Source organism: Vibrio sp. SALL6 (assembly GCF_002002385.1).
GTDB lineage: Bacteria > Pseudomonadota > Gammaproteobacteria > Enterobacterales > Vibrionaceae > Vibrio > Vibrio parahaemolyticus.
This window is the reverse complement of the sequence record NZ_MQVK01000006.1, coordinates 211,423-233,046: the sequence shown is the minus strand read 5'-3', so window position 1 is coordinate 233,046 and position 21,624 is coordinate 211,423. Positions and strand designations below refer to the sequence as shown.

The following is a 21,624-nucleotide window of genomic DNA, read 5'->3' as shown; positions in this document are numbered from 1 at the left end:
ATGACCAAACTCATCTACAGTGTGTTGTTGTGCCACTTTATCGCTGCGTTTGCCGCGTTAGGTATGCCGCTATTTCTACCCGTCGTGTTGCCAACGTTAGGCGCAAGCATTGATGCAGACTGGGCAGGGGTATTGTTTATCCTACCTACGTTTTGTACTGCGTTGGCGGCGCGATTTTGGGGCAACTTTGCTGATCGCTACGGTCGCCGCCGCTCACTCTTGCGTGCACAACTTGGCCTTGCAGCAGGGTTTGCACTGTGCGGCTTGGCAGACAACCTCGCCATGTTTGTGTTTGGTCTTATTGTTCAAGGAACCTTTGGCGGCACCATGGCCGCCTCAAACAGCTACTTATCTAGTCAAATTAAAGAAGCCAAAACACTCGGCAAGTCACTCAATAAAACCCAACTATCTGCTCGCTTGGCGCTGATCGTTGCGCCCATTGGGCTCGGCTGGAGCTTGTCCGAAACCAACCCGCTCAACGCGTACCTGTGGTTATGCGTTTTGCCTTTAATTGCGATGGGCATCACGCTAACACTGCCAGCGGATAAACCCGCCGAACAAAACCTCGAAAAGCCAAACTCAGAATCTCAGCAAGAACAACCTGTTGCAAAGAAAAACGCAATGCATGCCATTCGTTGGATCTTCTTTGCTCAGTTCGGGTTTGCGTTTTCTATGGTGGTGACCTTTCCTTATTTCTCGCCGTTTGTGCAGCAATATGGCATCACTCACCACGCATGGATCGGTTTTTTGTACGCACTGCCGCATGGCGTCTATCTGTTGCTGGCAGGCAAAATCCACGTGTTGTCAGATGGGCTGAATCGCCATCAACCGCTGCGCACGTTGTGGCTCGGGTTTGCATTGCTTGCCGTGAGCTCTGCTTTGCATTTGATTGCGTCCGAAACCGCACTCATTGCTGCGAGAATTATCTTCGGCATCGCGATGGTGTGTTGTTATCACGGATTGCATCAGCATCTTGCGAGCAATCTGGATCGCAAACTCAGTGGCAAAGTATTTTCTCGCTTTGATGCCATGTCCAAATGGGGTGGCGTGGCGGCGGGATTTTGCGCTTCTTTCATTTCTAGCTTGGGGCTACTTGAGGTTCCTTTCCTACTTTCTGCGATAGTCAGCGTAATCACCTTGATCGCGCTGGTTCTCCATTCAAAATTTGGAAATCAACATGTTACAAACTCAATCCTCTCAGACTAGCGAGTTGCGCGCGCATGATGTGCAGCTCAATCGTGAGAAAGCCCAACTCAACACGATAATGGGTGTTCTTAATTGTTACTTACGTGAATTTGCGCTACCGAATCAACAAGTGGAATGGCACTACCAATCGACATCGCTACCCCAAACGTTAAAACGCAACTATTCCGCCAAGCAACGGGTAGCCGTTCATCTTTCTCAACAAAATGGCCTGCTGGTTTTGCCGATTCACTATGCGAGTAAACTGGGAAAAATCAAATTGGCAGAACTGCCTTGGGCGAAAATGCCGGGCTCTGGTTGGGCGAAATTGGATGCCACGCAAACTCTTACGCTTTTGCTTAACTATCTCAAGCAGGTGTTGGCGATCCCATTTAACCATGAGCTGATCGAACAACTGGAAAATAGCGTGCTGGTTACCGAGCAGTTTCTCAACGTCGCGCCCAAATCGCATCACAACGAGTTTATCGCTTCGGAACAGTCTCTGATTTGGGGGCATACTTTCCATCCGACCCCGAAAAGTCGTTCGGGCGTCACCATGGATGATCTCTTGGCGTTTTCTCCAGAAGTCGGCGCGCAAGTGCCGTTGTACTGGTTTGAAGTGGATACGTCCTTACTTGATGTGCTGAATTCAGACGGAGACGCTAACCCTGCGCAGCGCATGCTACAACAGCTCGCGCCACAACACGCCACCAGCAACGGGAAGACCCTCTACCCTTGTCATCCTTGGGAAAGCTACACCATTTTGAGCAACCCAAGCGTGAAGCGTGCCATTGAACAAGGCAAGATCACGCCACTGGGTTTAGGTGGTGAAAAGATGCAGCCGACCTCTTCAGTTCGTACCCTCTACCACCCAGACATGGACTGGTTTGCGAAATTCTCCATCAACGTACGATTAACCAATTGCGTGCGCAAAAACGCGTGGTACGAACTCGACAGCGCCGTGCAGCTCACGTCGATTCTCAAACCAATTCGAGAAAACGAACAGCTGCACAACCCCGTATTTAAAGTGATGACAGAGCCTTACGCCACTACGTTGAATCTAGAAAGTGTCGCTGAGCGTAATTGGGATGACAACACCAAAGCGCGCGAATCGTTTGGGATTTTGTATCGCGAAAATTTCTCGCTGAGCGAAGTCGACATCTTAAAACCCACCCTCGCAGGCGCTCTGTTTGCTTACGACAAAAACGGCAACAGTTGCATTGCTCAACGCCTTAAACACAAAGCGCGTACTACGCAAAATCGCTATTCCGACATCGCGACACTGTGGTTCGAACGCTATTTGCATTGCCTAATTCCGGGTGTATTTAACTACTACTTCAAACACGGGGTGGCGTTTGAGCCGCATTTGCAAAACACCTTGATTGGCTTTGAACAAGAGATGCCGTGTTGTGTTTGGATTCGTGACTTGGAAGGCACCAAGTTACTGCCGGAGTTTTGGCCAGCAGAAACATTAACTGACTTGTCTGAACGCGCGCGACAATCGGTTTACTACAGTCGCGAACAAGGCTGGAATCGCATCGGATACTGCACCTTTATCAACAACATCAGCGAAGCGATTTTCTTCATCGCAGAAGGTGATGAGCCACTAGAACAAACGCTGTGGAATGCGGTGCAAAGTGCCATTGTGCGTTGGCAATCAGTGAATGGAAAACAGCCAGAACTAGAAGCGTTACTGAATGACGGTCACTTCCCAAGCAAAAATAATTTCACCACGCGTTTGATGCAAAAAGCCGATAAAGAGTCGGGCTATACCCAAGTCGCCGCGCCTTGGCAACAACACGAAAAAGGAGCGCAACATGTCTAATTCCCTCTCTCTACCGACACGCGTTAGCCAACAAGTTCACACGCTCGCACAGCAGCAAAATCAACCCTTGTGCGCGTACGTGTATGACCTAAACGCCTTAGAAGAACACATCAAACAACTGCGTCACGTTTTGCCGAAAAATGTCGAGCTATTTTACGCAGCCAAAGCCAATCCATCGGGCCCGATTCTCAAAACGCTCGCGCCGTATGTCGATGGTTTTGAAGCGGCATCTGGCGGGGAGTTGACACACCTCCACCAGCAACAACTCGATAAGCCATTGATCTTCGGTGGCCCAGGAAAAATGCCAAGTGAATTGCAACAAGCGATTGAGCTGGATGTTGATGCAATTCATGTCGAAAGCCTCACCGAGCTGCAACGCATTGGAGCACTAACCGAGCGCCTCAACCGCCCTGCTTCGATCTTTTTGCGTATGAACATTGATATTGGCGACATCACGCTCAGCAAGTTGGCGATGGGCGGCAAGCCGACTCCTTTTGGTTTGGACGAGTCCGAACTGAGTAATGCTTTGATGTTGCTGCGCGATTTCCCGCAAGTGTCACTCAAAGGCTTCCATTTTCACTTGATGTCGCATCAGCTCGATGTTGAACGTCACTTAGCGTTAATGCAGCGCTATTTCCAAGTCGTGAAAGCATGGCAACAAGAGTTTGAACTCGGTGAGCTGATGATCAACTTAGGCGGAGGCATGGGGATTAACTACCAAAAACCTGAGCAACACTTTCCGTGGATGGAGTTTTGCGACAAGTTGGAATTCCTCATCGCCAAAGAGCAAGTGCAAGACTGGACACTGCGTTTTGAATGCGGACGTTTCATCACGGCAGCATGCGGTTATTACGTAATGGAAGTGCTGGATATTAAGCAAAATCTTGGCGAAAACTTTGTCATCGCACGCGGGGGAACTCACCATTTCCGCACGCCAGCAGCGCAGAGCCATGATCATCCATTCGTCATCCTGAAAAGCGAGCAACACCATGAGATTTCTCATCCAATTCAGCATGCACAAGCAACTTTTGTCGGCCAGCTTTGTACGCCCAAAGATGTGCTGGCACGCAATCAACACGTCGCCCACGTCGATATTGGTGATTATGTTGTGTTTACCTTAGCGGGCGCCTATGCGTGGAACATCTCCCATCAAAACTTCTTGATGCATGAACCGCCGATCTTCCACTATTTCTAAACGGCATACTTCGCTTTACTCAAGCCCCAATCATTGGGGCTTTTTTATTCCACTCGGCACAGATTCATTACCATTAACCGCTTTGCGAAATAGCAATAATGCGTTTTATCAGCTCGTCGGGTTCCATCTTGGGATTGCGGTAAAAACGGAAGATTTCCGAGTTTATCGCTTGCTGGGCAACCGGATTGACCGCCATCGAATCAATCATACTCGGCACAGCGAGGTTGTGTTTAACGCCGTAGTGAAAGTCTTGATATGACTGGATCTGACACGGATTAAAATCGCTGATGTCGATATCGGTGCGTACCGGAATCGAGCCTTTTACCTTATTGAACTTGGCTTGAAACTCGACGTCTGCCAGCGCGCTTGCGGTTTGCTGAGCCGCCTCGGCAGAAAACGACTTGCTCGACATAAACACCAAGCTGTCCATGTTGTAGAGGAATACACCATCGCTGTCCGGCGTTGGGTAACAGCCGACCTCTTGCGGGACTGAGACTTGATTGGCGAGCAGCTCACCCAAAATCCAATCTCCGCCGATTTGAAACAGCGCTTGACCGTCGGCTAGCGCTTGGGTCGCCGTATCCCACTTACTGTCGGGTAATTGGTTGTCTATCAACAAGCTCAGGCGGCGAAATTGCGTCAGCGCTTGGCGCAGTGTATCGCTGTCGATGCTGTCTCGCTCAAGTTTAACCATTGCATTGGTGTAGAACTCAACGCCGCCAGTGGAGATCACTAAGTTCTCGAAAAGTTGGGCGACTTGCCACGGCTGCTCACCAACCGCGATCGGTACAATGCCATTTTGCTTAGCAAGCTCCATGGCGGCGAACATCTCTTGCCAGTTTTTCGGCGCGGATAGATTCAGTTGTTTAAGCAGCTTGTGGTTGACCCACAGCCAGTTCAAACGGTGCAGCGTAAGTGGCAGGGCGATATAGCCGTTTTGTGTTTTATTGATTTCGATAGACAGTGGGTAGAGCACCTCGTCCCAGCGCTGCTCATCGGCAACCGCGTTGACGTTGTGCAAAATACCGATGGCATCCCACGCCTTAATACTTGGCCCTTCGATTTGCGCGAAGCTCGGTGGATTACCCGCCAGCGCGCGAGCTTGCAGTACCGTCATCGCGCTGTCGCCACCACCGCCTAACACCGGGCTTTGCAGCAGCTCAATATCGTGCCGTTTCAGTTGCGCTTTAAGTGTTTGCAGCGCTTGCTGCTCGCCGTCAGAAGTCCACCAATGTAAAAACTCTACCCCTTGTGGCGACTCAGCGTGAGCGACGCAAGGGGCGAGCAACAGTGGGAACAAGAATGCCAGTTTGTTCATAGTCAGTCTCTCGGGAAAGTCAGTGTGGCGCAGAGGCCGCCAAACTGAGAATGGCTCAGCAACAAGTTGCCGCCGTGAGCCTTTGCAATGCTCTGTGAAATGGTTAACCCCAGCCCACTGCCTTCTTTATCGTTGCTTGCGCGGAAGTATGGCTGGCAGAGCTTTTCAAGTAATAAATCGTCAACACCATCACCGTGATCTTCAATTTCAATCTGGATCGACTCTGGGCTTTCACTCAGCGTAATGTCCGCTTGATGGCCGTATTTGAGCGCGTTATCGACCAGATTCTGAATGCAGCGCTTAATCGCTAACGGTTTACCAGCAAAGTGGGTGCGGATTTCACCGTGGATGCGAATTGTGTCCGGCGCATCGGCGATATTGGAGGAAATGTGCTGAATCAGTTGGGTGAAATTGATCGGCTCGATTTCCTCGTGGATATCGGTCTCTTTAATGCATTGCAATGCGCCTTTGACCATCAAGTCTAGGTCGTTACTCAGGCGGATAAAGCGTTCTCGGTCGGCGTCGTCATCCAGCATTTCCGCCCGCAGTTTTAGGCAGGCTATTGGCGTTTTCAGATCGTGTGAAATGGCACTGAACAGCATCTCGCGGTCTTTAATGTGGCTGTCGATGCGTCGATTCATTTTGTTAAACGCACGTACCGCCGCTTTCAGTTCGTTACTGCCTCGCTCAGAGACTTCGGGCACGTCTAATCGGCTCGACATCAGGGTTGCGGCTTTTGCCAGCTCTCGAATGGGTTGAATTTCTTTGCGAACGATAAACCAGGTACACAGCAACAGCATTAGCGCAGACAACAATAACGTCAGCCATTGGCGCAGCTCAAAATAGTTAGTCTCTAGGTTGATGTAAGGCGCGGGCAGCACCGCAGCGAGATAAAACCATTCGTTCTGTGCGACTTCGACCTGCATCACCAGAATCGGTGGATTGAGGTCACCAAACGAAAGCGAATAATGCGCCCACAATAACGGCAGTTCGTCGATAGGTAGCTCGTTGTTGAACACTTTGAGTTTGTCGCGCTGGGTGAACTCCACCTCGATATTAGGAATGCCGCTCAACTCGCTTTCTAATACCTCGCGAACTTGGTTGATGACCAACGTTTTGCGCTCGCTCTCTGGCAGCGGGTCGACGTCAATCTGGTGGTTGTTGAGTGAGACGAAAAAGCGCGTGCCGCCCATGTTGCGTAGTTGATTGAGCACCAAGTGGCGGTATTCCGAAGGGAGGGTTTGAAAGAAGGCGATGGTAGAAGAAGCGCTCAGTGCTAAGCTTTTGACTGTGGTGGTCAGGCCTTCTTTATCGCGTTCGCTGGCGTGTTGATACCAGATAATCCCGGATAATACTTGCGCCAGAATGATCACCAGCAACAAGAACACACTGGTGCGAACAACCAGTGACCCCGTCCAGCGTTTAATTCTCATAGTGCACGTCCGTGGTCAGCATGTAGCCTTTATTACGCACCGTTAAGATCAGAGAGCGGTCTTTATCTTCAAGGTGATGACGCAAGCGGCTGATCTGCACGTCAATGCCGCGTTCAAACGGGTCGGCATCGCGTCCCCAGATCTCGCGCGCAATATCATCGCGCGACAATATTGATTGCGCGTGGTTGACGAATAAACCGAGCAGCGACAAATCCGCGCCACTAAGTTGCTTAACCTCGCGGCTAGCAACGTGGGTCAGTTGCCGGGTTACGGTATCTAATAACCAATCGTCAAAACGCACTTTACGCGTCAGTTTGCTATTGGCGGTCGATTGGCTGCGTCTCAGAATCGTTTTGATGCGCGCGAGCAGTTCACGCGGACTGAATGATTTGGTGATGTAGTCGTCAGCGCCCATTTCTAGCCCTGCGACTCGGTCGGCTTCTTCAGTGACGGCGGTCAGCATGATGATCGGGATATCGGAGTTTTTGCGCAGTTTCTGGCACAGGGTAAAGCCGTCTTCACCGGGCATCATAATATCGAGGATGATCAAATCAGGATGGTGATCGTTGAGCAGTTGCCACATCACGCCGCCGTTTTCTGCGCAAAGCACTTCAAACCCTGCGCGGCCAAGGTAATCTGACAACGCTTCGCGAAGGTCGAGGTTGTCATCGACGACCAGTATCTGCTTGTTTTCCATCCTACTTTCCCTGTGTCCGTCCCTGTGCCTGTCTCTGAGTTTGGCGCTGGCCAATATGATGCATTCTTAAACGCCCTTGCACAATCGAGCCGATTACAATTTTCACTTCTCGGTGTAAGAGATTTGTAAGCGGCCACTTACAAACTGATTGCCTTTTGTAACCTTAGGCGCCGCCTTGCTCGCTATGATCATCCTGACCTTACGTGAAACAACATGACCTGAAGGAATCAGGTCCTACAACACTGGCATTCGTCAGGAGGAAACCATGTTTGCAAGTATATTTGGACAACTACAAAAAATAGGGCGGTCGTTGATGCTGCCTGTGGCGGTGTTACCGGTGGCTGGCTTGATGCTGGGTATTGGTAACGCGGGGTTTGCGTTTATTCCAGACGCGGTCAACAAAGTGATGCTCGCCGCCGGTGAGGGCGTGTTCGGCAACATGCAGTTGATGTTTGCGGTCGGTGTAGCGCTCGGGTTATCAAAAGGCAATGACGGTGCGGCTGCGCTCGCAGGCTTAGTTGGCCTAATTATTATGAACGCATCGCTCGGTATCGTGACTGGCTTGCGCGGCTTAGAAACTGACGCCACCATCATGGGCGTTGAGACGCTGCAAACCGGGGTGTTTGGCGGCATCTTTATCGGTGCGGTCGCGGCAATCATGTACAACCGCTTCTACAACATCAAACTGCCAGAGTACTTGGGCTTTTTCGCGGGTAAGCGATTTGTGCCCATTGTCACCGGTTTATCGGCGATCGTCGTTGGTGCGATTCTCGCGTTTGCATGGCCACCTGTCGGACAACTTCTTGATGCATTCTCTCATTGGGCAGCGTACCAAAACCCTGTTCTCGCGTGGGCGGTTTACGGAGCGGGCGAACGTTCATTACTCCCGGTTGGTTTGCACCACATCTGGAATGCGCCGTTCTTCTTCGAAGTCGGCAGCTATGTAGACCCAGAAACAGGCAAAGAGTTTACCGGTGAGCTCACTCGCTTCTTCGCAGGCGATAAAACCGCAGGTTATCTGTCTGGTGGCTTTATGTACTCCATGTGGGCGCTACCAGCAGCGGCACTGGCGATTTACCACTGCGCGTCTCCTGAGCGTAAGAAAATCGTCGGCGGTTTGATGATGTCTGCGGCGTTGACCTCTTGGTTAACTGGTATCACAGAGCCAATCGAATTTACCTTCCTATTCGTCGCGCCAGTGCTGTACGTGATCCATATTTTCCTCACCGGTATTGCGTTTGCGATCACCGCGTTTTTGGAAATCAAACACAGTACGGACTTTGCGCACGGCGCGATCCAGTTCTTCCTTTACTACCCAATGTCGACCAACGCGTGGATGTTCATCATCATCGGTCCAATCTGGGCGACGCTGTACTACGGTTTGTTCCGCTTCCTAATTGTGAAGTTGGATCTAAAAACGCCGGGCCGTGAAACCGACATTGCAGAAGTGAAGATCGCCGGAGAGCCTGATGAAATTGCGGTGGATGTAGTAGCAGCATTGGGCGGCAAAGCCAATATTAAGTCAGTCGATGCGTGTATCACCCGTCTGCGTGTCTCGGTAAAAGACATTGCCAACGTTGATGTTGCTAAGCTAAAAGCACTTGGCGCGCGAGATGTGTTAGTGATTGGCGACAGTTTACAAGCGATTTTCGGCACGCAGTCTGACTCAATTAAGTCAGAAGTGCACAGCGTACTCGCCGCCTCCTGATCTTATCTACCCCCAGTCTAGGTAAGATTTGCCAACCTCCCAGCGAGGTTGGCTTTTTCGTTTTCGGAGTAAAAAAAGCGAAGCCAATAACCAGCCCTACTTCGCCGCCGCGTTGGTTAAATTGCCCAGCACGCCGCTGATTTTGTTCAATACCTCGTCACAGCCTTCAATATGATGGCGCTGCTTTAAATACATAGGATCGTTATAAGCTAACCACGTTTTGCCTTCTGCATCTTCATACACCAACACTTTTTGGGGTAAATCGAGCGCCACTTCCTGCGCACAGATCATCAGTGGCGTGCCCACTTTAGGGTTCCCAAACACGATAACTTCAGTTGGTCGCAACGTCATATCGACTTTCACGGCGTTCTCTTGATGGTTAATGCGCGCAAAGACGTTCAACCCTTTTTCTTGCGCGATAGCGACAAATTTATCCGCCGTATCTTTTGCTGAATGCGTGCTCGCAACGGTTACCACCCCCTCCCCAGCCAATGCACTCAATGACGTCAACGCCACGACCAACCCGATGATTACTTTTTTCATTTGTCGTCCCTTCCTCTCTATCTGAGTCGAAAACTGTAAATATAGAAAAACCAAGTGTAGGAAAACTATAGAAGTCAGATTCCGCTATCGCGAATTGCACTCTACCCACTCAAGAGTCGACCGTGTAACACGGATTAATTGATTCAGATTAATAAAGCGTTAACTAGCTGAGCATCAAAAGCGTGAAATACGTAACATTTGCAGCCTATTTTAGTAAGAAAGAGAAAAGTAGTGACACGCGATCAATTTGAGTTATTAGCACCCGGTGGTGATTTAGATTCCATCAAAGCCGCCATTGCCGCTGGCGCCGATGCAATTTACTGTGGGCTCGACCGCTTCAATGCTCGTAACCGAGCGACCAACCTCACCTTAGATAACTTAAATGGCGTGTTAACGTTGGCCCATCAGCACAGCTGTAAGATTTTCCTAACGTTGAATGTGCTGATTTTAGAAAGTGAAATTCCAGCGATTGTTCGCTTACTCAGCCAACTGAACACCACCAAAATCGATGGCGTGATCGTGCAAGATCTCGGTCTGGCCTACATTCTCAAACATCACTTTCCCGATTTGGATGTGCACGCTTCAACGCAACTAAACACGCATAACGAAGGCCAGATCCTCTTTCTCAACCAGCTCACCGCAAGCCGAGTAAACTTATCTCGCGAACTTAACATCGATGAAATAAAACATCTGGCGCAATTTGGTCGCGAGCACAACGTAATGATGGAAGTGTTTGTCCACGGCTCATACTGCATCGGATTCTCCGGAATTTGCTATATCAGTTCCGCTCGCAATGGTGCATCAGGTAACCGTGGACGCTGCAGCCAACCTTGTCGCGAACAGTACGAAACGACCAAAACGGGCAACAACTACCCACTCAATATGAAAGACAACTCCGCCTTTGGGGACTTGAAAGCGCTTGCCGATGCTGGCGTGTATTCATTAAAAGTGGAAGGACGAATCAAGAAATCACACTACGTCTATACCGTGGTCGATAATTGGCGTCAGCAAATCGATCGCTTGTGCGAGGGTTTGGAACTCGCTGAAGACACCACCGAGTTATACACGGTATTCAACCGCGATTTCTCCAACGCATTTTTGCAAGGTGATTTCGGCAAGGCGATGTACATCGACAACCCGCGCGACCACGCTGTAAAGCATTTTTCGAAGGTTTATCAATGCCAGTCTGCTGATGATGTGCAAGCGGTGAAAAAGAAACTCTACGACGACAAAACCGCGATCATTGAGAAAGTGGCAGAGCAAACCAAGTCGTTCGATGTCACTTCAACACAAGTATCCGGCAGCAGCTTGAAAGGGTCGATTGATGTGCCAACTCTACCAGCGTTACCTCAACCAGACCCTCGCCAAGGTGCGCCAAAATTATCGGTTCTGATCTCGTCAGCACAAGAAGCCATGCTGTGCGAATACCGCGACATTGATGTTTATTATCAATTGCCAATGGGATTGTCTGGTGAACTGAGCGCGATGATTGAATTGTTCCAAGCCAACCCAATGCTCAAACCTTGGTTCCCTGCCATTTTGATTGGCGAAGACTACCAAGCCGCGCGCGTATTTTTGGAAACCATCCAACCTGAATTGTTGATCACCAACAACTCAGGCGTCGGCATGATCGCAAAAGAGCTCGGCTTAGGCTGGGTGGCAGGCCCACAAATGAACACGGTGAACTCATACGCGTTTAAATGCCTTCAAGACGAGTTCGCGGCAAGTGGCGCGTTTGTTTCTAACGAGCTGAATATGAAGCAGATGCGTCACATAAAGCGTCCGAAAAACATGCGCAGCTTCTACAGCATTTATCATCCAAATACCCTACTCACGAGCCGCCAATGTTTGTTCCAACAAACCGAAGGATGCCGTAAGGTGAAGGTCAACAAAGGTTGTTTGAAACGCTGTGATAAACGCACGTCTATCATCAACTTAAAAGACAATCCTTACGTGGTGCAAAAACAGAAAGGCAGCCACAATTCAATCTACAGCGAGCACAACGTCTTAAACCTGCAAGTGCTGCACGATCTGCCGCAATTGTTTACCGATGTGTTGATCGATCTACGTGATATCCAGACCGAAACGAAAGTCTCAGCAAGCAAACCTGAGTTGATTGACGCGTTCTTAGCTCTACTTGAAGAACACAGCGAACAAACCGTCCAAACGTTGAATGCCATGATTCAACCAACAGCCAACGCGCAGTATTTAAAGGGGTTGTAGAGTTTTATTCGAGAGTTAAACCCAAAACAGCCATGAAATCATGGCTGTTTTGAGCTTGTGTTCACTTGGAAGTGATACCAAGTAGAAAGAGCATTATGCGCGGCTGGTTTGTTTGTAGCGGTCAAAAATAACAGCAGCAAGTAATATTGCACCGCGAACGACGTATTGCGCGAATGGTGACATGTTGAGAAGGTTCATTGCATTTTCGACTGTACCCAAAATCAGCACGCCAGCAATCACGTAAGAGACTTTACCGATGCCACCTTTTAGCGACACACCACCAAGGACACAGGCAGAGATAACCACCAATTCAAAGCCCACAGACGTCATAGGCTGACCACTGGTCATACGCGCCGCCAAAATAACCCCCGCCAATGCCGAGATAAAACCAGACACGGTGAAGATTATCATCTTAGTTTTCACGACATTCACACCCGCTAAGCGAGCCGCTTCTTCGTTGCCCCCAATCGCGAGCGTGTTACGACCATAAACAGTGCGATTCAGCAAGAAAGCAAAAACTCCAAAGGTAATGATCGTCAACCAAATAGGCGTTGGGATACCAATAAATGATGAGTTACCCAGTGCAAAGAAGCTCTCTTCTGTGATGCCCACCGCTTTACCATCTGAGATGATGTAGCCCAAGCCTCGTGCTATCTGCATAGTCGCCAAAGTGGTGATCAGTGCGTTGATTTGCAACTTAGCAATGACAAAACCGTTTAACAGGCCAAAGGCAACGCCAGAAAGCAGACCTGCGCCCACACCAAGTACCACGCTGCTGGTTGCGTTAATTGCGACGGCGGTAACCACACCAGAGCAAGCAATGATGGACGCGACCGACAAATCCAGATCACCGCACGCCAAGCAAAACAGCATGGCACACGCCACCATGCCACTCATAGAGATCGCCAAACCCAGACCTTTCATATTGATGAACGTCGCGAAGTAAGGCACAAAGAAAGCACACAATAAAAACAGACCAGCGAACACCATCAGCATGCCGAATCGGTCCCAAATCCCAGCAAAATTCCATGAACGCTTCGCGTCCTGTTGTTCTAGTATTTTCGTAGAGCTTGTTACAGACATAGGATATTCCTTTATTATGCAGCAGCTTGGTTGTTGCCTAGCATGGCTAAACTCAAAGCAGTTTGTTCTTTAAACTCATGGCGCTGTAGTTCACCTGTTACCGCACCTTCTTTCATCACCATTACGCGATCGGATATACCAAGAACTTCTGGCAAATCACTCGACACCACCAGCACAGTGACACCGCGCTCAGCAAGATTGAAAATCAGTTCGTAGATCTCTGATTTCGCACCAACGTCAATACCTCGTGTTGGCTCGTCCAACAAAATCACACTCATATCGGTGGAGAGCCAGCGACCTAAAATCACTTTTTGTTGGTTACCACCAGACAACTGCCCTATAGCCTGTTGTAGTGAGGCGGTTTTAACGTTCAAAGCCTTACGTTGCTGCTCTGCGTTGTCTCTTTCCCATTTGAAATCGATCAAACCGCCCAATTTCAAATTCCATGGACGAGCACTGATGTTGGTGTTCTCTTCCACCGAGAGAATAGGAACGATAGCGTCCGCTTTACGGTCTTCTGGGCATAACGTAATGCCTGCGCGAATCGCATCTTGTGGACTTCTGACACTGATGGGCTGCCCATGAATGTAAACTTGTCCGGCTTGCGCTTTTTCCGCGCCGAAAATGAGACGGGTTAGTTCTGTTCTCCCTGCCCCAACTAAACCAAACAGACCCAGAATTTCACCTTGACGAATATCGAGTGAGACTGGTTGGGTTAACCCTTTTCCTTCAAGGTTTTCAATGCGTAGGCCACTTTCGCCTAGAGAACGCGAACGGTAGTTGTAGATATCGTTGATTTCACGACCGACCATCAGCTCAACCAATTTTTCATGGGTTAAGTCGGTCATGTCGTCAAATGTTTGTACATGTGTCCCATCTTTGAAGATGGTAATGGCATCGCACAAATCGAAGATCTCTTCCATACGGTGGGAAACGTACAGAATGATTTTTCCGTCATCGCGCAATTCGCGAATAACTTTGAATAAGTTTTGAATCTCGCGTTGAGACAAACTGCTGGTTGGTTCATCAAACGCGATAATCTGAGCATTGCGGCTTAGTGCTTTGGCAATTTCCACCATTTGCCACTGGCCGATAGAAAACTCTTTAAGTGGGCGAGAAGGATCAAAATCCTCCCCCAAACGTTTTAGCTGTTCTCGCGCTCGAGCGTTCAATGTTTCCACATCTACACTGCCACCTTTTGTTGGCAACTGACCTAGGTAGATGTTTTCTGCAACACTAAGCTCAGGTACCAAGTTCAGCTCTTGGTAAATAATGGCGATACCTTGCTCAAGCGCATCAGTCGCTGAGTTGAACACCAAAGCTTTACCATCGACGACCAACTCGCCTTCAGTAGGTTGGTGTAAGCCACTGAGAGTTTTAAGCAACGTTGATTTACCTGCACCGTTTTCACCCATTAGCGCATGAATACTGCCTTTGTTGGCGCGAAAACTAATGTTGCTCAATGCCTTAACTCCTGGGAAATGCTTCGATATGTTGCAAAACTCAAGGTAAGAAGGGGAATTTATCATGATCATTCTCTCCGTTTCCCGAAAGAGCGGCGGTCATTGCACCGCCGCAAATAGGCTTAAAGACCTTTTTTCTGTAGCTCTTCACGGAAGTTGTCGCGAGTGATCAGCACAACATCGGTGACTTCCACAAACTTCTCTGGCTGCACATCTTCTTTCACCCATTTGTAAAGTGATTCGATGCTCTTAAAGCCGTGCACGTCAGGGCTTGGCAATAGTGAGCCAAAGAAACCCGTAGCGTTTGACTTCGCCAACTCATTCACGGCATCGACACCATTAATACCAATACCAATCACGTTTTCAGCAGCAAAACCTTGGCCTTCAGTCGCGCGTACACCACCTAAAACCGTGTTGTCGTTCATACCAACAATCAGCCATTGCTTAACCTTTGGATATTGAACCAACAGTGAGTTAGCGGCATCTAACGCACCTGGGATGTCATTCGTTTTGGTCGGAACACGGTAGATTTGAGATTTAGGAAAGCCAGCATCTTCAAGTGCTTTTACAGAACCATCCACACGGCGACGAGCGGTATCTAGTTCGTCAGCAGTAATGGCCATAACACCTGTTGTAGCGGCATCCCATCCACGATTCGTCATCTCTTTAAACAGCTCTGAGCCCTGACGGTAACCAATTTCACTCGCCGCCATCATCACTAAAGGCACCTCTTTCATCGGTTCGCCTTTCGCGTTTAGAAACTGATCATCAACAGTAATGACTTTCAAATCGTAGCTTTTCGCTTTGGCCATAATCGCAGGGCCAAGCTTTGGATCTGGCGTACAAATGACAAAACCTTTCGCCCCGCTGGCAGCAAGCGTATCAATCGCATTCAGCGTTTTTTCACCATCAGGCACGGCCATCTTGACCAATTCAAAATCGTATTGCTTCGCTGCTTTTTCCGCAAAAGACCACTCGGTTTGAAACCAAGGCTCTTCCGGCTGCTTCACGAGGTAACCAAGTCTGACGTTATCGTCATTGGAGCCAAAAAAAGCGTTAGCAGAGGCACTGATCATTGTCATGCCAGATAGGGCAGCGATTGTGAGTAGTTTTTTTAATTTCATTGTTATCCATCCACTGGTAGAGGTGAGTGTTCGCTGTACATATTTGTGCATCCTTGACCATTTGTTAGTGATAAAAATCACAGCGGAAAAATGTAGCAATTTTGTCCATTCATTTAGCTACAGAGGCTATGAAGCAGCTCTCAATTGTGCGACTAGCAACTTTCAAATATCGCTCAAACCCCAACGCAAACGTTAATCATGGTCGAAAACACTTAATTTTTGAGCAATATATAAAGGTGTTAAAAAGGACACAAAAAACACCCAGTGACGTTTTTGTCCATAAACTTAGCAACCCTATTTATGGGATAACCCACCAGCTCTGGCTATAACAACAAGTAGATTTAGTTTGCTGACCAAAAGTTGGAGTTGTCATGGACACAATAAATACACATCAGCAGCATGTAATTGGTTTGGACTTCGGATCGGACTCCGTACGTGCGCTTATTGTTAATGCCGAAACAGGCCAGGAAGTTTCCTCGTCTGTGGTGTACTACTCACGATGGATGAAGGGGCTATATTGCCAACCTGCGCAATCGCAATTCAGACATCACCCGCAAGATTATTTGGATGCAATGACCAGCGCAATCCAAGAAGTACTGGCGACAGTGCCACAGACTCTGGCCGATTCTGTTGTCGGCATAGGCGTCGACACAACAGGCTCAACACCGGCTCCAATAGATGAAAACGGCACTGTTTTGGCGCTGCTTCCTGAGTTTGAGCACAACCCAAATGCAATGTTCGTCCTCTGGAAAGATCACACATCCGTAGCCAAAGCAGATCGAATTAATGAACTCGCCCATTCGGGAAAATTCACTGATTACACGCGTTACGTCGGCGGTGTGTACTCTTCAGAATGGTTTTGGGCAAAAGCGGCTTGGGTCAGCGAACAAGATGAACAAGTTGCAAAACGTGCTTTCAGCTGGGTCGAGCTGTGTGATTGGATCCCAGCAATTTTGGCTGATACTCAACATCCACAAAAACTGCGTCGTAGCATCTGCGCTGCGGGACACAAAGCGATGTGGCATGAAAGCTGGGGCGGACTACCTGAGCAAGCGTTTTTAAGCGCAATTTCACCGACGTTAGACGGTATTCGCGACCGTATGTTCACAGAAGTCTTTACCTCCGATCAGGCGGCCGGGTACCTATCAAAAGCATGGGCAATAAAATTAGGCTTACCAGAAGGCATCGCGATTGCAATCGGCGAGTTTGATTGCCACATGGGTGCCGTTGGTGCCGGTGCTGGTGCCAACGATTTAGTTAAAGTCATTGGCACTTCTACCTGTGACATTTTGATGGTTGAATCACAAAACGTCGGTGACCGCACTATTCATGGTATTTGTGGTCAAGTCGAAGGCAGTGCTATGCCCGAGTTGCTAGCACTTGAAGCCGGACAGTCCGCTTTTGGCGACATGTATGCCTGGTTCAAAAACGTCTTAATGTGGCCACTACAGGCTTATGCCGAGCACAATCCAGACTTTGCCTTAACTGCCGAAGAAGTTGCTTCAGAACTTTTGCCAATGCTCTCGCAAGCTGCCGAGCAGCAAGGTATCGACCAATATACTCCGGTTGCAATGGATTGGCTCAATGGCCGCCGAACCCCTTACGCAAACCAGCGTCTTAAAGGTGCCATTTGTGACTTAAACCTTGGTAGCTCATCACCTGCAATTTTCTCCGCACTCGTAGAATCCACTGCGCATGGCGCAAAAGCGATCGTCGATTGCTTTATAGAACAAGATGTCACTGTCGAACGCGTCATCGCCATTGGTGGCATTGCGCAAAAATCCCCTTACGTGATGCAAATGTGCGCCGATGTGATTGGTCGCGACATCATCGTGGTCGAATCAGATCAATGTTGCGCATTGGGGGCAGCGATTTTTGCAGCCGTCGCAGCTGGCGTTTACTCGACGACTAAATCAGCACAAGCCGTGATGGCAAGTCCTGTTCGTCAAACCTACTCACCAACACCAAAAGTGCAAACATTGCGAGCACAGCGTTACGCGACGTATCGCGAGCTTGGGCAACACATGGAGCAGATTGCGGAGTTTCACCAATCGCAGGAGCGTGAAGATGTCTGAACAAACCGTCTGGAATGATGCGAACTCATTAGTCGAACGAATCAAAACGCTGCGTCACCAAGTCTGGCAAGCCAATATGGATTTACAACGTCATAACCTTGTGACGTTCACGTGGGGCAATGTGTCAGGCATCGATAGAGAATCTGGATTGGTTGTTATCAAACCTAGCGGCGTTGAGTACTGCGAACTGAATGCTGAAAACATGGTGGTGGTCGATCTGCACGGCCAAGTGGTTGAAGGGAAACTCAACCCATCTTCCGACACGGCCACGCATCTAGAGCTTTATCGCCATTTCCCGGAGATTGGCGGCATCGTTCACACCCACTCTCCTCAGGCAACGGCATGGGCACAAGCAGGCAGAGCAATTCCCGCGTTGGGCACAACTCATGCGGATTATTTCTACGGACAAATTGCGTGCACTCGCGCCTTGAGCGACGAAGAGATCGCGCACAACTACGAGCTCAACACTGGCAAAGTCATCGTCGAAACCATCGGTGATTCAAACGTTATGGCGTCACCCGGCATTTTGGTCAAAGAACACGCACCTTTTACTTGGGGTAAAAGCCCTGCTCAAGCGGTTCACAACGCCGTAGTAGTTGAAGTGGTCGCTGGCATGGCTTTGCAAACACTGCAAATCAATGCCGAGGTAGACACTCTTAACCCTTCGCTTCTCGACAAACATTATTTACGTAAGCACGGCGCGAACGCCTACTACGGTCAAAGCAAAAAATAAGGAAACATGATGAAGATTTTCAACGACAAACAAGTATGGTTTGTAACAGGCTCTCAGCATCTTTACGGCCCACAAGTATTGGAAAGCGTTGCGCAAAACAGCGAAGAAATCATTGCAGGATTAAATTCGTCTGATGATATTTCAGTTTCTATTGCTAACAAAGGCACGGTAAAAACATCGGATGAAATTCTCGCAGTATGCCGTGCAGCCAATAACGATCCTGACTGTATCGGCTTGATGCTGTGGATGCACACTTTCTCTCCAGCCAAGATGTGGATTGCCGGCCTAACCCAGCTAAATAAGCCATTTTTACACCTTCACACCCAGTTCAACGCGGCGCTACCATGGGATGAAATCGACATGGATTTCATGAACCTCAACCAAAGTGCGCACGGTTGCCGAGAGTTTGGCTTCATTGGCACCCGTCTGAATATTGAGCGTAAAGTCGTAGTCGGACACTGGCAAGAACCGCAAGTGCATAGAGATATCGACGATTGGTGTCGCGCCGCTATTGGTGTGAATGCAGGTCAGCACCTGAAAGTCGCCCGCTTTGGCGACAACATGCGCCAAGTCGCGGTCACGGAAGGCAACAAAGTCTCTGCGCAAATCCAGTTTGGATATGAAGTGAATGCGTACGGTCTTGGTGAGCTCAGTGACGTAGTCAACTCGATATCAGATGCGGATGTAAATCACCAGCTAGATGAATACGCATCCGTGTATGAGATGTCTCCAGACTTGTTCAACGACTCTGATTTGAAAAAGCTGATGACGCAAGAGGCACGTTTAGAACTTGGGATGGAATCTTTCCTCAAATCTGTTGGAGCAGGCGCTTTCACCAACACGTTTGAGAACCTAACTGGCTTAACAAATTTACCAGGACTAGCAACGCAGCGCTTAATGGCTAAAGGTTTTGGTTACGGCGGAGAGGGTGATTGGAAAACCGCAGCGATGACGCACATCATGAAAGTCATGGGGCAAGGCAAACCGGGCGGTACATCTTTTATGGAAGACTATACCTACAACTTCGGCGAAAAAGGGCAAGTGTTAGGCGCTCACATGCTAGAAGTTTGTCCAACTATCGCGGCAGCGAAACCAAGATTGGAAGTTCATCGTCACACCATTGGCTGTCGTTGCGATATTCCACGCTTAATTTTCAGCGGCCAATCTGGTGAAGCGTTAAACGTGTCGATTATTGATCTTGGCGATCGCTTTAGAATGATCGTCAACGTGATTGATACCGTCACACCACCACAGTCACTGCCACATTTGCCTGTAGCTCACGCGCTTTGGGAACCTCAGCCCAACTTAAATATCGCAGCAGCTGCGTGGATTCACGCTGGCGGCGCACATCACGCAGTGTACAGCCAAGCTGTCACATTGCCGATGCTTGCCGACTACGCTGAAATCCTTGGCATCGAAATGGTTGTGATTGACAACAGCACCAACTTACGCCAGTTCAAACAAGAATTGCGTAACAACGGAGTGTATTACCGTCTCGGTTAAACCACACAAATGTGCTCCCGCTTAGGGAGCACTTTGGAGTCAATTAGTGAATGATACAGACGTAGAAACCGTGCCCACTTTTCAACTGGAAAAAACTCGCTGGACGCTCAACCTTTCCACTGAGCAACCAGCGAGTTTCGAGCTACAGCGGGATGGTAAAACGCACTTTATCGGCACCATGGAAGTATTAAACAACGGACAACTCATTGCCGTTCACGATGCTGATTGGCGCTTTAGGCACAAGCCAGAAAAGCTCGAACAATGGTGTCAACTGCACCATTCAGAAACCTTATCCATCAATATGAACTACTACTTTGCTGATGATGCTCTCGTGATCGAGTATTTGGCGAGAAACACGGTTCCAACTCGCCTTGATATCCGTCATACCATCAAACAAGTTGTCGATTCACCTGTCGAAGACAACGAGCAAGCGCGAAGTGCGAAGTGGCAGCACCAAAGAGATGGATTACCAAGTGACTTCTTATCGAAAACCGCTAAGACGGACTTTTTCCGAGAAGCCTTTTCTGCCAAACAATGGATCGTTCTAGAAAACTGTGAGGAATAACGACGACAGTTTTTCCGCTCCAGAATAGACTGATGAAAAAGTAAATTAGTTGAAATATGCAAAACAACGACCCTTTAAAACCCGGCTACAACTTTGACGCACACCTTGTGGCTGGGCTTACCCCCATTATCGAAGGCGACGAGCTCGATTTTGTGATTGATCGTCCGAACGGGATGAAAGGGTTCATCATCAACATCACGAGCCAAGGTGAAGGAACGATATTTCATGGTAATGATGCTTTTGATGTCAAAACCGGGGATTTATTGCTATTTCCACCAAGCGCAACGCACTTCTACCATCGTAAAAAAGACAACGCATCATGGTTTCACCGCTGGGTCTATTTTCGTCCTCGTGCCTTTTGGAATGACTGGTTGTGTTGGCATGAACAACGAAATGGTGTGTATCTCACTCAAGGATTGGATAACAGCACGATTTCTCAGATTGAACGCCTATTCATCGACATTGAGTACATTTCCAAATCAGACATGCCTTATCGAGATGATCTCGCGATTAACTTACTGGAACAACTGCTGATTCGTTGTAAAACCATTCAACCTGATGTGGTGAGCAAACCGTTAGATCCTCGTGTTATTGAAGCGATGAACTACATGACGCAGAACCTGAATCAAAATTTCACACTAGAAGACATCGCTGATTTCACCTGCCTGTCCGCCTCACGCTTAGGGCATCTATTTCGAGATGAAGTTGGCATGACCATTACTCAATGGCGTGACGACCAACGTATTAGCCGAGCGAAACAATTGTTGGTCACAACCAACTATTCGGTCAATCACATTGGTCGTATCGTTGGTTATACCGACCCACTCTACTTTTCTCGCGTATTCAAACGTAAAGCCGGCGCAAGCCCCAAATTGTATCGAGAGCAGATTAGTTGAAGGTTATCTTGAACACTCACTGTGCACTGACTACAATAGCGCACTTTTTTACGGAATT

Annotated in this window: 17 protein-coding genes; 10 read left to right on the top strand and 7 right to left on the bottom strand. The window is 48.8% G+C overall.

The annotated features are described in order from the left end of the window. From BIW15_RS03015 to BIW15_RS03005, 3 genes are read left to right on the top strand one after another with little or no spacing between them, the layout of a single operon-like run. Nucleotides 1–1,206 (top strand): MFS transporter, encoded by a 1,206-nt coding sequence (locus BIW15_RS03015; protein ID WP_054575387.1) that lies wholly within the window; start codon nucleotides 1–3, stop codon nucleotides 1,204–1,206. Then, a complete protein-coding gene (locus tag BIW15_RS03010) occupies nucleotides 1,178–3,007 on the top strand; it encodes an IucA/IucC family siderophore biosynthesis protein (protein ID WP_077280546.1) in 1,830 nt (609 codons plus the stop codon). Before BIW15_RS03015 ends, BIW15_RS03010 begins: the two co-directional genes overlap by 29 nt. Continuing rightward, nucleotides 3,000–4,202 carry a type III PLP-dependent enzyme gene (locus BIW15_RS03005; protein ID WP_077280545.1) on the top strand — a complete coding sequence of 401 codons (1,203 nt, stop codon included), beginning with the start codon at nucleotides 3,000–3,002 and terminating at the stop codon, nucleotides 4,200–4,202. Before BIW15_RS03010 ends, BIW15_RS03005 begins: the two co-directional genes overlap by 8 nt. Nucleotides 4,203–4,275: 73 nt before the next feature. Here BIW15_RS03005 and BIW15_RS03000 read toward each other — a convergent pair whose 3' ends face one another. The 3 genes from BIW15_RS03000 to BIW15_RS02990 are packed head-to-tail and all read right to left on the bottom strand — an operon-like array spanning nucleotide 4,276 to nucleotide 7,650. After that, complete coding sequence (locus BIW15_RS03000; protein ID WP_021450483.1) at nucleotides 4,276–5,520, bottom strand: ABC transporter substrate-binding protein; 1,245 nt, start codon at nucleotides 5,518–5,520, stop codon at nucleotides 4,276–4,278. A gap of 2 nt (nucleotides 5,521–5,522) precedes the next feature. Further along, entirely contained in the window at nucleotides 5,523–6,953 is a 1,431-nt protein-coding gene (locus tag BIW15_RS02995; RefSeq protein WP_025535909.1) for an ATP-binding protein, read from the bottom strand. Then, nucleotides 6,943–7,650, bottom strand: a complete 708-nt coding sequence (locus BIW15_RS02990; RefSeq protein ID WP_005383484.1) for a response regulator — start codon at nucleotides 7,648–7,650, stop codon at nucleotides 6,943–6,945. The genes BIW15_RS02995 and BIW15_RS02990 overlap by 11 nt, the downstream gene beginning before the upstream one ends. A gap of 265 nt (nucleotides 7,651–7,915) precedes the next feature. On the opposite strand from BIW15_RS02990, the gene ptsG reads away from it, so the two are divergent. Then, nucleotides 7,916–9,358 (top strand): glucose-specific PTS transporter subunit IIBC, encoded by a 1,443-nt coding sequence (gene ptsG, locus BIW15_RS02985; protein ID WP_077280544.1) that lies wholly within the window; start codon nucleotides 7,916–7,918, stop codon nucleotides 9,356–9,358. A gap of 96 nt (nucleotides 9,359–9,454) precedes the next feature. On the opposite strand, the gene BIW15_RS02980 is transcribed toward ptsG, so the two are convergent. Beyond that, a complete protein-coding gene (locus BIW15_RS02980) occupies nucleotides 9,455–9,901 on the bottom strand; it encodes a DUF302 domain-containing protein (protein ID WP_023584460.1) in 447 nt (148 codons plus the stop codon). Nucleotides 9,902–10,132: 231 nt separating this feature from the next. On the opposite strand from BIW15_RS02980, the gene BIW15_RS02975 reads away from it, so the two are divergent. Continuing rightward, entirely contained in the window at nucleotides 10,133–12,124 is a 1,992-nt protein-coding gene (locus tag BIW15_RS02975; protein ID WP_077280543.1) for a U32 family peptidase, read from the top strand. 93 nt (nucleotides 12,125–12,217) lie between these two features. On the opposite strand, the gene araH is transcribed toward BIW15_RS02975, so the two are convergent. The 3 genes from araH to BIW15_RS02960 are packed head-to-tail and all read right to left on the bottom strand — an operon-like array spanning nucleotide 12,218 to nucleotide 15,794. Continuing rightward, nucleotides 12,218–13,207 (bottom strand): L-arabinose ABC transporter permease AraH, encoded by a 990-nt coding sequence (gene araH / locus BIW15_RS02970; protein ID WP_005477508.1) that lies wholly within the window; start codon nucleotides 13,205–13,207, stop codon nucleotides 12,218–12,220. A gap of 14 nt (nucleotides 13,208–13,221) precedes the next feature. After that, the gene (gene araG / locus BIW15_RS02965) at nucleotides 13,222–14,736 is read right to left on the bottom strand and encodes an L-arabinose ABC transporter ATP-binding protein AraG (RefSeq protein ID WP_069489274.1); all 1,515 of its coding nucleotides are present in this window, start codon (nucleotides 14,734–14,736) and stop codon (nucleotides 13,222–13,224) included. Between the two features lie 56 nt (nucleotides 14,737–14,792). Then, entirely contained in the window at nucleotides 14,793–15,794 is a 1,002-nt protein-coding gene (locus BIW15_RS02960; protein ID WP_077280541.1) for an arabinose ABC transporter substrate-binding protein, read from the bottom strand. A gap of 371 nt (nucleotides 15,795–16,165) precedes the next feature. Between BIW15_RS02960 and BIW15_RS02955 the strand changes: the two genes are divergently transcribed. From BIW15_RS02955 to araC, 5 genes are read left to right on the top strand one after another with little or no spacing between them, the layout of a single operon-like run. Then, nucleotides 16,166–17,869 (top strand): ribulokinase, encoded by a 1,704-nt coding sequence (locus BIW15_RS02955; RefSeq protein WP_077280540.1) that lies wholly within the window; start codon nucleotides 16,166–16,168, stop codon nucleotides 17,867–17,869. Then, nucleotides 17,862–18,602 (top strand): L-ribulose-5-phosphate 4-epimerase, encoded by a 741-nt coding sequence (locus BIW15_RS02950; RefSeq protein ID WP_005460645.1) that lies wholly within the window; start codon nucleotides 17,862–17,864, stop codon nucleotides 18,600–18,602. Before BIW15_RS02955 ends, BIW15_RS02950 begins: the two co-directional genes overlap by 8 nt. Nucleotides 18,603–18,611: 9 nt before the next feature. Further along, nucleotides 18,612–20,105, top strand: a complete 1,494-nt coding sequence (araA, locus tag BIW15_RS02945) for an L-arabinose isomerase (RefSeq protein ID WP_179115221.1) — start codon at nucleotides 18,612–18,614, stop codon at nucleotides 20,103–20,105. 46 nt (nucleotides 20,106–20,151) lie between these two features. Next, nucleotides 20,152–20,670, top strand: coding sequence for a hypothetical protein (locus BIW15_RS02940; RefSeq protein WP_005500066.1), 519 nt, complete (start codon nucleotides 20,152–20,154; stop codon nucleotides 20,668–20,670). A 56-nt stretch (nucleotides 20,671–20,726) separates the two neighbouring features. Then, a complete protein-coding gene (gene araC, locus BIW15_RS02935; protein ID WP_005460426.1) occupies nucleotides 20,727–21,566 on the top strand; it encodes an arabinose operon transcriptional regulator AraC in 840 nt (279 codons plus the stop codon). Nucleotides 21,567–21,624 lie beyond the last annotated feature (58 nt).

Bases quoted from the DNA above. Each gene is read 5' to 3' on its own strand.
- araA (WP_179115221.1), top strand. From the start codon at position 18,612: ATGAAGATTTTCAACGACAAACAAGTATGGTTTGTAACAGGCTCTCAG.
- BIW15_RS02960 (WP_077280541.1), bottom strand. From the start codon at position 15,794: ATGAAATTAAAAAAACTACTCACAATCGCTGCCCTATCTGGCATGACA.
- ptsG (WP_077280544.1), top strand. From the start codon at position 7,916: ATGTTTGCAAGTATATTTGGACAACTACAAAAAATAGGGCGGTCGTTG.
- BIW15_RS02980 (WP_023584460.1), bottom strand. From the start codon at position 9,901: ATGAAAAAAGTAATCATCGGGTTGGTCGTGGCGTTGACGTCATTGAGT.
- BIW15_RS02950 (WP_005460645.1), top strand. From the start codon at position 17,862: ATGTCTGAACAAACCGTCTGGAATGATGCGAACTCATTAGTCGAACGA.
- BIW15_RS03000 (WP_021450483.1), bottom strand. From the start codon at position 5,520: ATGAACAAACTGGCATTCTTGTTCCCACTGTTGCTCGCCCCTTGCGTC.
- BIW15_RS02990 (WP_005383484.1), bottom strand. From the start codon at position 7,650: ATGGAAAACAAGCAGATACTGGTCGTCGATGACAACCTCGACCTTCGC.
- BIW15_RS03015 (WP_054575387.1), top strand. From the start codon at position 1: ATGACCAAACTCATCTACAGTGTGTTGTTGTGCCACTTTATCGCTGCG.
- BIW15_RS03010 (WP_077280546.1), top strand. From the start codon at position 1,178: ATGTTACAAACTCAATCCTCTCAGACTAGCGAGTTGCGCGCGCATGAT.
- araH (WP_005477508.1), bottom strand. From the start codon at position 13,207: ATGTCTGTAACAAGCTCTACGAAAATACTAGAACAACAGGACGCGAAG.
- BIW15_RS02955 (WP_077280540.1), top strand. From the start codon at position 16,166: ATGGACACAATAAATACACATCAGCAGCATGTAATTGGTTTGGACTTC.
- araC (WP_005460426.1), top strand. From the start codon at position 20,727: ATGCAAAACAACGACCCTTTAAAACCCGGCTACAACTTTGACGCACAC.
- araG (WP_069489274.1), bottom strand. From the start codon at position 14,736: ATGATAAATTCCCCTTCTTACCTTGAGTTTTGCAACATATCGAAGCAT.
- BIW15_RS03005 (WP_077280545.1), top strand. From the start codon at position 3,000: ATGTCTAATTCCCTCTCTCTACCGACACGCGTTAGCCAACAAGTTCAC.
- BIW15_RS02995 (WP_025535909.1), bottom strand. From the start codon at position 6,953: ATGAGAATTAAACGCTGGACGGGGTCACTGGTTGTTCGCACCAGTGTG.